This window comes from Nostoc cycadae WK-1, from assembly GCF_002897135.1.
In the GTDB taxonomy this organism is placed as follows: domain Bacteria; phylum Cyanobacteriota; class Cyanobacteriia; order Cyanobacteriales; family Nostocaceae; genus Nostoc_B.
Window position 1 is genome coordinate 458,957 of record NZ_DF978422.1, and the last position, 11,304, is coordinate 470,260.

General features: G+C 42.0%; 9 protein-coding genes and 1 pseudogene. 4 read left to right on the plus strand and 6 right to left on the minus strand.

Annotated features, from left to right (window positions below; genetic code table 11):
* Nucleotides 1-98 precede the first annotated feature (98 nt).
* The 3 genes from NCWK1_RS04045 to NCWK1_RS04055 form a co-directional block, all read right to left on the minus strand.
* Nucleotides 99-590 carry a YajQ family cyclic di-GMP-binding protein gene (locus tag NCWK1_RS04045; RefSeq protein ID WP_015112347.1) on the minus strand — a complete coding sequence of 164 codons (492 nt, stop codon included), beginning with the start codon at nt 588-590 and terminating at the stop codon, nt 99-101.
* Nucleotides 591-660: 70 nt separating this feature from the next.
* Nucleotides 661-1,056, minus strand: coding sequence for an MAPEG family protein (locus NCWK1_RS04050; RefSeq protein ID WP_096580003.1), 396 nt, complete (start codon nt 1,054-1,056; stop codon nt 661-663).
* Nucleotides 1,057-1,150: 94 nt separating this feature from the next.
* Entirely contained in the window at nt 1,151-1,654 is a 504-nt protein-coding gene (locus NCWK1_RS04055; RefSeq protein ID WP_015112345.1) for a hypothetical protein, read from the minus strand.
* A 245-nt stretch (nt 1,655-1,899) separates the two neighbouring features.
* On the opposite strand from NCWK1_RS04055, the gene NCWK1_RS04060 reads away from it, so the two are divergent.
* Entirely contained in the window at nt 1,900-2,316 is a 417-nt protein-coding gene (locus NCWK1_RS04060) for an SRPBCC family protein (RefSeq protein WP_103123807.1), read from the plus strand.
* Between the two features lie 83 nt (nt 2,317-2,399).
* Here the strand turns inward: NCWK1_RS04060 and NCWK1_RS04065 are convergent, their stop codons facing one another.
* Nucleotides 2,400-3,494 (minus strand): phosphotransacetylase family protein, encoded by a 1,095-nt coding sequence (locus NCWK1_RS04065; RefSeq protein WP_096579999.1) that lies wholly within the window; start codon nt 3,492-3,494, stop codon nt 2,400-2,402.
* A gap of 330 nt (nt 3,495-3,824) precedes the next feature.
* Complete coding sequence (gene ebsA, locus NCWK1_RS04070; protein WP_015112342.1) at nt 3,825-4,199, minus strand: type IV pilus biogenesis protein EbsA; 375 nt, start codon at nt 4,197-4,199, stop codon at nt 3,825-3,827.
* A 519-nt stretch (nt 4,200-4,718) separates the two neighbouring features.
* Between ebsA and NCWK1_RS04075 the strand changes: the two genes are divergently transcribed.
* A complete protein-coding gene (locus NCWK1_RS04075; protein WP_096579997.1) occupies nt 4,719-6,125 on the plus strand; it encodes a glycosyltransferase family 2 protein in 1,407 nt (468 codons plus the stop codon).
* A 72-nt stretch (nt 6,126-6,197) separates the two neighbouring features.
* On the opposite strand, the gene dnaX is transcribed toward NCWK1_RS04075, so the two are convergent.
* Nucleotides 6,198-9,464: a DNA polymerase III subunit gamma/tau gene (gene dnaX / locus NCWK1_RS04080; protein WP_103123808.1), complete on the minus strand. Its 3,267-nt coding sequence runs from the start codon at nt 9,462-9,464 to the stop codon at nt 6,198-6,200.
* Between the two features lie 255 nt (nt 9,465-9,719).
* Here dnaX and NCWK1_RS04085 point away from each other — a divergent pair, with 255 nt between their 5' ends.
* Together NCWK1_RS04085 and NCWK1_RS04090 are read left to right on the plus strand one after the other, a co-directional pair.
* Entirely contained in the window at nt 9,720-10,424 is a 705-nt protein-coding gene (locus tag NCWK1_RS04085; RefSeq protein WP_096579993.1) for a hypothetical protein, read from the plus strand.
* A gap of 154 nt (nt 10,425-10,578) precedes the next feature.
* A pseudogene (locus tag NCWK1_RS04090) lies at nt 10,579-11,304 on the plus strand (hypothetical protein); the annotation flags it as partial.

Genomic DNA, 11,304 nt, shown 5'->3' on the forward strand with positions numbered 1-11,304 from the left:
TCCGCATACCTTGGCGTTGAAAATAAAATAAACTGCCAACGAACAAGAACTCACTGGCAGTTTATTGGAAAAACTCTTTAACTAGATTTAGGTATTTTCTAACGATAATTCGTAAATTGTAATGCAACTGGATAGTCTTCTTGTTTTAGCCGTTGAATGACAACTTGCAAATCATCTTTTGATTTTGCAGAAACTCGTACAGCATCACCTTGAATTGAAGCTTGTACCTTTTTAAATTCGTCACGAATCAATTTAGAAATTTGCTTGGCAATATCTTGGCTGATACCTTTTTTGAGGGTAATTTCTTGACGTACACGATTACCACTAGCAGATTCAACTTTGCCAAAGTCAAAAATTTTCTGAGAGAGATTACGCTTGGCAGCTTTTTCTCGCAGAATGTTGTGTACAGAATCTAGAGTAAACTCACTGTCTGTATTCACAGTAACTGTTGTTTCACCTAACTCAACCGTAGTTTTAGTATCTTTCAGGTCGTATCGACTGGTAATATCTCGCACAACTTGATCAACAGCGTTAACTAATTCTTGTCGATCAAAATCGCTCACAATGTCAAAGGAGTAAGTTGAAGCCATAGAAAATGTTGGATTTGGGATTGTGGATGAGGTAATGGGTAATTGGTATTCTCTTTCCTCTTCCCTACTCTTAATTATTTGCTTGAATGATGCTGAAGCAGATGAGAGTTGCAGAGCTAAGAGAACCAATAGCAAACATCAGCGATCGCAAAAGCGGTATATTCAAAATATAGAAGATAGAGTATAGCAAACGTGCCACCACAAAAGCGATCGCCGCCACCATCGCCACAGGAGAATTAACCTGAGTTATATAGGCCATCAGTGCTGCGACAGCAAAAATCATAAATGTTTCAAAAGAATTTTGATGCGCCCAAGTAGCTCTTTGAGCATAAGGTGGCAATTTATCAAACATAGCGCGAGGCGCGGATATATCATATCCCACACTGACACGGGCATAACCCACCACCAAAAACGGCAGATAAATCAGTACAGCCGCCGCTGCAATACAGTACAAAAAAATAGTCATTAGTTAATAGTCCATAGTTATTAGTCATTAGTCATTGGTCATTGGTCATTAGTAAATTGCAAATGACAAAGGACAAATGACAACGGATAAATGACTAATCAAAGTAAAACAAAGTTACTACTTTTCTTTGTTCTTCCGCATCTCCACAGGTTTGTAGCAGAGTGCGACTGTCATGAAAAGCAAAACAAATTAATTGCTGACAACGCGAGACAATCTCTTTGTTACAGATGTAACTCGCTTCAGCCAGAGACAGGTTATCATTACTCGGATTTTCGACCAAGTGCATTACCTGTTCTAACTGCTGCCGAGATTCTAAAGGCTGGCGTTCCAAGCTTTGGGGAAGAATCACAGTCAGCAAATTGGGATCAGCCCGCATTGCGCCCTTGATGGCGGCTGAATTCGTTCCCGTAGCCCCAGAGGTAATAATCCGATTGCCTGATAACACCAAAGCGTATGTCATCATTTCAATCAGATTTTGATGCGTAATCGGCACATGACGAGAACCCAGCAAAGCGATTCGCTTAGAACCTGTTTGCTGAATTGTCGCCAGTTCTTGCGCTAATGTATCGAGGTTAATCAGGTCTATTGACTGGCTCAAAGATAGAATTAATTAGAATTTAACGACCTAGATATTTTACCAAACAGAGTGTAGGTAAGAAGCTAGATGAAGTCATAGATGGCTACAATTTTTGAATTATTTAACTAAGTAGCTGGATAATTCTCTCAATAGTCAACTGTCAATGGTCAAAATCAGCCTTTTTTTGGACTCTTGACTTATTCCTTCTGGGGGGAGTTAGGTAACCTGAATGCGAAATTTACTACATTTACGTATTGTTGGAAAATATGAAATTCAGTCAAACAGTCAAAACCAATGCCACACCGGAACAAATCTGGGAGATATGGGTTGATGTGAATAACTGGCAGAAATGGGATACAGAACTAGAGTTCGCATCTATTGAAGGAGATTTTACCCTCTATGCTAGAGGAAAGCTAAAACCCAAGAATGCCCCTGTGTCTGTGTTTTTTATCTCGGAATTCGAGTCAAAAAAGAGCTATACATTTACCACTCAGTTGCCTTTGTGCAAGCTCAACGTTAGACGTTATCTCACCGTAAACCAAAGCGAGACATTCTTTACACATGAGATTTCCTTCACTGGAATTTTGTCTTTTTTATTCAGCAACCTATTAGGTCGAAAATTTCAAAAAGTGTTACCAGAAGTGATGGATAAACTCCGCAAGCTTGCTGAAGAAAGAAACTGAGTACCATGACGAATGCTAGTTTTGAAACAAAAACACAACATTTAGCTGCATAGCTAACTGGCATCTTGGGTCATTTTGTGCGGCTAGGACAAGGCTGTAGCTGGACTTAAGCCAAGTTTAAGTAACAAACGCTCAATGTCAAAATGCTCATTCATCAACTGGCGGATGCACTGCACCTTAATTGGTTCGTGAACGCGGACTTGACCAAAAGTTCGGTCAACAATTTCTACAGTAGTGAGGGTATCTAAGTCCACAGATAAAATCGGAATTTCTAGTTCTTCAGCACGGCTGAGAATAAATTGCGGTGGTGGTAATTGTCCTGTGAGGATCAGACATTGGGTTGAGGTTTCTAAAGCTGCTTGTTGAATTTCTACCCGATCGCCTCCTGTGACTACTGCCATGTTACGCCGTTTGCGGAAATACTTGACGGCTGCATTGACGTTCATTGCGCCAATTGCCAGACTTTCTACCATCAAATCTAAGCGATCGCTGCGACAGAGAACTTCAGCGTTTAACTGGTTTACTAGTTCACCTACGCTGACACTCCGCAGTAAATCATTTTTCGGCAGTGTTCCTAGTACAGCCATACCTTGCTGTTCTAAAAACGGACGAACAAGATTTTTGACCATCTCTAATTCCTTGGCTGGAATATCATTGAGGACAACACCAACCAAGCGATCGCCTACACGCTGTTTAGCCGCTAATAAAGCATCCAGGGACAGTAACGAGTTGTAACGAGTTACCAACAAGACAGCAGCATCTAATTCTTCTGCTACTTGTAAAGTCGATAAGTCAAATAAATGCCCTTCTGTTAAATTGCCTGGCCCCTCCAGTAAGACTAAATCTCCACGAGCAACTTGCAAATATTGCTGTACTAGCAACTGCCGATAATTATTGTTATCTTCGCCGCTTAAACGTTTCTGGACACTGACTTCATCTAAAGCCAGCATAGTAGGCGCAATGCGGTTTGCTGCTAGGTTAAGGCTAGAAGCAATAAACTGGACATCTTCTTCAACTATGGTGCCGCCAGATGTTCTCAAACAAGTTCCCAGCGGTTTCCCGTAGGCTATATCCAGCCCTTTTTGCTGTAGCTGATAAGACAAACCCAAAACTGTTGCAGATTTTCCACTGTAAGTTTCGGTTGAGCCAATCAGAAGATGTTTAGCAGATTTTGGCACACATGCACTCCTAAATTCAAAAGGAAGTAGAACCCAGCTAGGTGTTTCCTAATTTTAGTTTGTTCCAGCAGAAGACTTACGCTCTTAGTGAGCATAGTTTTTGAGAATTAACATTTTTTTGGTTAAAAAAATAGATTTTATTTACAGTATTTATTCTATAAAGTTATTAACTACTGGGTATTTAAAATAATGCTTTAACTGTTTTAGGCTTGATGATAAATCTATGAAATATAACATACATCAATGTTTGCAATATTCAATGCCTGAGCTAGGTTCAAGGGAAAACAATTTCCCTTGCTATCCTATACCCTAGACTTTTAGGGAATTGTTTTATTCATCAATCCGCAGTAACTTGCGGTAAAAGGATTGGGAAAAGTCTGTCACACGATAACGTTTATAGTTGTCCATTAATTCAATTAAAAAACCAATAAACTCAAAGCTGGCCATCATTACTTCATAATTGAGATCAGCATTACCATCAAACTGCATTCGGCAGCGTGTCAAGTCTGAAGGTAGGGTGGCGACATTCCAGGAAGCCACAAAGGGAATATTGTCGCTGGCTTCTATTTTGCGATGCCCTTCGACAATGCCTTTTTGATAGAGACTGATGGCATAGGGCAAGAAATTTCGCTTTGTACCCTGAATATAAGGCAAATAAACGCTTGCTTGCTGCTGAGTAGCAGGCTGTAGTTGCTCAATAGACATTGTTGAATATTCCTCAAGTTAGTTGAAACTGGGGATATTAGTAGTTGTCAATAGTATTCCCAAAAAAATAGCTGTAATACACACTACAAACGAACCAATCTGAGGTGGAGGGGTAAGAATATGCTATGACGCAAAAAGAATATTAATTTATGTAAACAAAAAATAAGCAATTCTTTGCATTTTGTCTTTTTAGTTTTGACTTTGTGATAGCACAACAAAAGTTACTACTAAGAAATATTAAAATTTCGGTTACAATAAGGCTGCATTAGCTTTTCTCAAAGCTGGGCAGTAGCGACAAAAAACCTACTATTTAGGTAATAAACGCGCTGATTGCAATGTCTCACAACTATAAGCTGTGCCTATCTTGCGATTACTTTGCTTAATCTACAGTTGCCATCCCAAGGCAACATATTGCTGATGCAGCAGATAAACACAGATAGCAGAGTTAATGTTTGACGTTAAATAATTCCCAGCTTATTCATGGGTGTAGAAAAATACTGGTATTGCATTAAGTAACCTATGCCAGCGAATTCCTGGCCTGAACACGATTCATACAAAGAGCTTGACCCGCTTGACTCTCTGTTAGTTGACCTATCAGCTACAGAAGAGTCACTAGTTGAGGCAAACAATTTGTCTCAACCATCTCGGTTTCAAGGACGTAGACGTAAAGCTGCTCTGGTTTTGTCAATAGTTTGGAGTGGGACGATCGCTCTACACTTGGCTTCTTGGGCTTATATATTTGTCCTAGGATTGACCACAATTATGGGACTTCATGCCCTAGTAGTGGTATTTTCTAGACCCCGCCGCTATCAAAAAGAAATGCAGGGCGAATTACCCTCTGTATCTTTGTTGGTAGCTGCAAAAAATGAGGAAGCGGTAATTGGTAAATTAGTCAAGAGTCTTTGCAGTCTGGAATATCCAGATGGGCAATATGAAGTCTGGATAATTGACGATAACAGTACCGATAAAACACCGCAAATCCTAGCAGAACTGGCACAACAATACAAAAAACTCAAAGTCTTGCGGCGTTCACCCCAAGCTGGTGGTGGTAAGTCGGGAGCCTTAAATCAGGTTTTGCCACAAACAAAAGGCGAAATTATCGCTGTGTTTGATGCTGATGCTCAAGTGCCATCAGACTTGCTACTCCAGATAGTACCTTTGTTTCAAAGAGAAAAGGTCGGCGCGGTGCAGGTGCGTAAAGCGATCGCCAACGCCAAAGAAAATTTTTGGACTAAGGGACAGATGGCAGAAATGGCACTGGACACTTGGTTCCAACAGCAGCGCATTGCTTTAGGTGGCATTGGCGAACTACGAGGTAACGGTCAATTCGTCCGACGCACAGCCTTAGACAGTTGTGGTGGATGGAATGAGGAAACCATCACCGATGATCTGGATATGACCTTCCGTTTGCACTTGGACAACTGGGATATTGAGTGCGTATTCTCCCCAGCCGTGCAAGAAGAAGGTGTTACCAATGCGATCGCCCTTTGGCATCAGCGCAACCGTTGGGCAGAAGGTGGCTATCAGCGTTATTTAGATTACTGGGATCTGATTTTGAAAAACCGCATGGGTACCCGCAAAACGTGGGATATGCTCATGTTTATGATTACCATGTACATCTTGCCAACAGCTGCCATTCCAGATTTATTAATGGCAATTACTCGGCATCGCCTACCACTGCTAGGCCCAGTCACGACCTTATCTGTGTCTATGTCTGTTTTTGGGATGTTTGCCGGATTGCGGCGGATACGCCAAGAGCAAAAATTCACCGTTGCTACCTATCCAGTGTTACTACTACAAACCCTGCGCGGCACATTATATATGTTGCACTGGTTAGTAGTCATGAGTAGTACCACTGCGCGGATGTCCATCAGACCAAAGCGCCTGAAATGGGTAAAGACAGTGCATTCTGGTAGCGCCGAATAGAAAAATAAAATTGAATAAAGTAAAAAGGCAAAAGAATTTTTTCTTTTGCCTTTTTACTTTTTGCTTTTCCTTCTAATCATCTACTTCTGCTTCATCTACCCAATCAGATGGCATGATGGAGCCAGATAAATCTGAGCTATCATCGGCAAAACGGACAATTTGCCCATCGAAAAATTGTGCTAAATGTTGGGCGGCTCTTGTCACTTCTTCCCATTCCTCAGAAGAATTTTGTGTGGGTTGTGGGGGTGATTGGATGTTAGCAGTACCGTTACTATTACCATTGCCATTTGCGGAAAATTCAGTTTTGACGGGTGGAGGTGTAACAGGTGGTTGCTGTACTTGTATAGGTGGAGGTGTAAACGCCTGTGGTGCTGGTGCTGGATGATGGTTGTTGTTTTTAGGAAGTCCAGGCGGCTGAATACCATTAGAACCGTTGTTTGAGGGTTCTTTTCTGGCGGTAGAAGAAGTTGCAGCAGTAGCTTTTTCGAGACTCACTTCAACATTGCGATTTACAGTCTGCTGAAAAGCCTCTGTAATCATAATGAGATCAGATTTAACTTTGTCGTACCATGCAGGTTTTACACCTACACGCGCACTATTACCATCAAACTCAATCAGATGGCACATTTGCCCTAACAATGCGCGGCGGGGAAGTAACTGAATATTACTCAGTACTTGCTGCCAAATTTCTGTTAAGTCTGGTTGTGCAGTTTCTGATGTGACTTCTGGGGCGACAGGTTCAGGCGTAATTGATTGTACAGGCGGTGACGGAGAGATGGGTTGCGGGTTTGAAGGTATTACTTCTGCGGTAACTGGTTGTAAAGGCTGCGGTGAGATGGGTTGCGCGTTTAAAGGTGGGGGAGCAGGTTTTGCGGTTGCTGGTGGTGATGGGTGATGATGATTTTGTGGTGTGGGTATGCTGACTTTTGGTAAAACAACTGTAGCGGCTGGCTGAATACTGGCACTGGGTAATAATCCGAGTAATGTCACTTCTAACCACAAACGCGGCTGAGTCGTATTTTTAATTTGAACTTCGGCTGTTCGCAGGTGTTGTTGTCCTGCCAAAATTGTACTGATATGTAAATTTTGTGCCAATTCAATTAAGGCTGCCCAAGTTTGCTCAGTACAAACTACTAAATCTTGGCGATTGGGGGCGGTTTTGGCAATGAGTAAGTCGCGGTAGAGGTTGGCGAGATTTTGCAGAATAGTTAGTGGTTCTCTACCCCGGTCGAGAATGTAACGGCTACAGTCTAAAATTGCTTCTGGATTATCTTGAGCGATCGCACCCAATAATGCTAACAAGTCTCGTTCGCTGACGGAACCTACTAAATCCCACACTCTATCGGGTGTGACTTGCCCAGATAACAAGGCTAGTTGGTCTAGTAAACTCTCCGCATCCCGTAAACCACCTTGGGATATTTGCGCTACTAAGGTGACAGCTTCTTCGGAAATCTCAATACTTTCCTTCCAGGCGATCGCATTTAAATGCTTCACCATCGCCTCTAGTTGAATGCGTCTAAAATCAAACCGCTGACACCGAGAAATAATTGTTGGTAAAACTCGCTGGGGGTCTGTAGTGGCGAGAACAAAAACTACGTGTCTTGGTGGCTCTTCTAGTGTTTTTAGTAACGCATTAAATGCTTGAGTACTGAGCATGTGACAGTTATGAACTAACAGTCCATTTGCCACAAAGTTATGATTGTCAGCTACTTCAATATCATAAACTCGCTCAATTCCATCGAGGTGAACAGATTCTACCGTTTCCAAACTTGTAATCCATTGTGGGGATGGAATATTGTTTGAGTTCTGCCAGCCATTTTCTACTGCTATTTGCGCCCATCCAAATATAGTGGTATTGCTTACCTGTACTATTTCTGATGTAACACCTTGTTTTTGCTGGGTATCCCATATTTGTAAGCCAATTGGCAATAAGTTGGTTTTCTTGCTCTGAAAATCCTTCTGTATGTAACTGAATTTGGGGGCTACCTGCTGGTGTAAGACTGAGCGACCCATCGTCACAATACCACCAAGCAAGTCCTTCTGGGGTAATTCGATTAAGCCAGTCCATCGAAACAATTTTTCTGTTGCTGTTCGATTTGACGATTTCAAAAACATCCCTGAGTTGAGGATGGCACATGGTCTTACAGGTAACTGATATGTTTCCATATCCTTTGTTATCTGTAATTCCCAGATTGGGACACAATTGTTGAAGGCGATGTGCTTTGTATTCCAGCCATTCTCGCTGGTTTTCACCATGTGTCCAACACAATCTTGGAAATCTACTGTGTTTGTTGGGGTAAGAGATGGCACAATCTCCCAGCAAAGTTCCGTAAATAAGTCCGAATGTTTCTGGTTGTAGAACAGCGGCATTTGCCAGAAATTTTTCTGTTCTGAGTTGCCAAATTCCGTGTCCTTTTTGGTATGGGTGTCTTTGCCAATAAGATTGTATACTGGCGATTCCTCTGCCTTTACGCTGTAAATAGTCAGGAATAGAGAGTTTTTCTCCACATCCACAAGCACACAAGGGTCGTAACGCTTCTGCTGCTTGAAGAATAGATTCCAGGTCGTAAGATTTTTGTCCGTATTTGTTGCCTTTAAACTGGTGGCCTCTCGCAAATCGGCGGATGCGCCCATCCGTTCCATATTTGTAAATGAGGTTTCCACAGCCACATTCACAGGGGATAGTATCTTCGCTCCTTCTTTTATGTTCTTTGCTGCTATCCATCCCTGCTCTGTTCTGATTAAATGATTACCTGTACATTTAATTACACGCTTAGTTGTTTTGATGACCAGAGTCTGACGTTGTCCCTGGTCTAACCATCTCAGGACTTTTTTGAACTCCCATTGACCTGATAAGTCGTTATAACTAAGAACTTTCTTGCCTTTAAGTTTGGGGTCGTCAATTCTGAAGAGTCCCTCATCAGTCAATATCAGAGAATCTCCTGTGAGGCACTCGTCTATTACATACACTTTATACCGACACTGCACTGGGGCGAACTGTGCTTTTTCGATGAGTTCGCGGATATTATCGACACCAGTATTACTAGCAGCATCAATTTCAATTACATCTAAAGAATAGCCTTTAGTGATTCCCTGACAGACATCGCAAACACCACAAGGTTCGGCTGTTGGATTGTCACTTTTGAGACAATTGAGAGATTTAGCCAGAATTCTGGCACTAGATGTTTTACCCGTACCTCTTGGCCCGGTGAATAAATAAGCCGGGGCAATTTTAGCTGTACGGATAGCATTAATTAAGGTGGTAGCGATCGCCTCTTGCCCCACTAGTTCAGCAAAACTTTTTGGACGATACTTGTGGTGCAGGGGTTCGTAAGGCATGGAAGGAAAATGTCAGTCCATTTTCAGAATAAATTTGAGATTAAACGCCTAACTTGGCGTTCACATATTTTAAACGCAGCGTGTCTGTTTTTATTATAGTACATTTGAACTATAAAAATATGAAGTCTGAAGTCTGAAGTGTGAAGTCTGAATTTAAGATTTCAGACTTCACACTTCAGAATGTACATTTTCTTAACTGCACCAACGCCATCGTCCAGAGCGATCGCTACAATCTTAGGGTAGACAATACACTTTATGGTGCGACAAATGCTCAAGCGGTTAATTCAATGGCTCAAAAACCTCTTCCAGAGTTTGTTTGGGAGAAAATCGACTTCTAAAAAAGCCGAGGTAAATGTCCAACAAGAGTCAGCACCGCCTCTGAGTGATACAGATTTAGAATTTCTGTTCACCGAACTTTTAGAAGGAGTACATCAGGCGCGAGGACAGGCTTGGGCGCTCAAATGGCTGCACAATATTGAACATCGTGTTTCTTCAGAACGTTGGATAGAGTGGTTACGCCGCTTTGGCGAAAAATTACTAGCAGCACCTACACCAAATAACGAGTTAGCCGCGCGGTTAGTCCAACTGGGTGATTTAGGTGTCGGCGAAATTGGTAATGAGGCTTACGAAATTGGGATGCAGCTGTTGACCCGTAATTCTGGTAATTCGGGTGAATCTATCTGGGAATATGACGGGCCAGATGCTGTCAGCACATTCCCATCATTAGAAAACTACGTAGAACCAGAAGACACAGAAACCGTTGACAATGGCTCAGAAGGAGATTATCAAACTGTCACCTTAGAGCAGTTATTTGGCATGATGCAGGAAGATCACAACTTACGCCAGCAAATTTCTCAGCAACTGGGAATTGAATCTGACGATCCAGAAGTAATTATCAAAGAGTTGGTGAATCAATACTATATGCCTAATAACTCAACTTCAGATGAAGCGCCAGCTTGAGTCAATGGATAACAACTAACAAAGTTTTGTATATTTTTGCTAAACATCTACCAGATAAACCCGTTAATAGCAGTGGGTTTCACGCAAATCTAGGCTTTTTTGACATAACGATCGCTACAATCTAGGATAAACAAAACCTTCAGAGTATGTGCAGATGCTCACGCAGCTATGGCAGTGGCTTAAAACACATTCAAACCAGCCCACTGGTAGTAAACAGACTTTAAAAACCTTTAGGGAACAGGAGATGGTAGAACCACCTCCTGAATTAACTAATGCTGATTTGGAACTTCTGTTTACCCAACTGCTAGAAGGGGTACATCAAGGACGGGGACAACAATGGGCTATCAGATATCTTCAACGCATGGAAGACCGGATTAGTACAGAGCGTTGGATAGATTGGTTGCTCAGTTTTGGTGAAAGATTGTTAATCTCACCTGCGCCTAATCAGCAGTTAGCAACGCAGTTGGTACAACTTGGGGAACTCAACATTGGCAAAGTTGGTGAACTTTCTTATGACATTGGTATCCGATTAATAACGCGAGATACGGATGAATGGGAACAAGCCATTGCGGAGACTCAAGAAAGTGACCCGATGTTAAATACTCCGGGACAAAATTTATTGCGTAACTTGGGTGAATCGTTGTGGGAGTATGACGAATTAGCGCCTCCAGCAACTGCACAACCGCCAGCAAACGCAGTTGATGAAGTTTCCACAGAAAATGTCGAAGAAATCATTTGGGAATATACAGGGGAAGAATTTGTAGTTCGGACGATACCTCAAGAACATCCAACCAATAATACAGATGTACCTGTTTGGGAGTATGCAGGGGAAGAATTCATCACTACACCACCCCAGGAAACTGCAACGGAAAACTTAGCC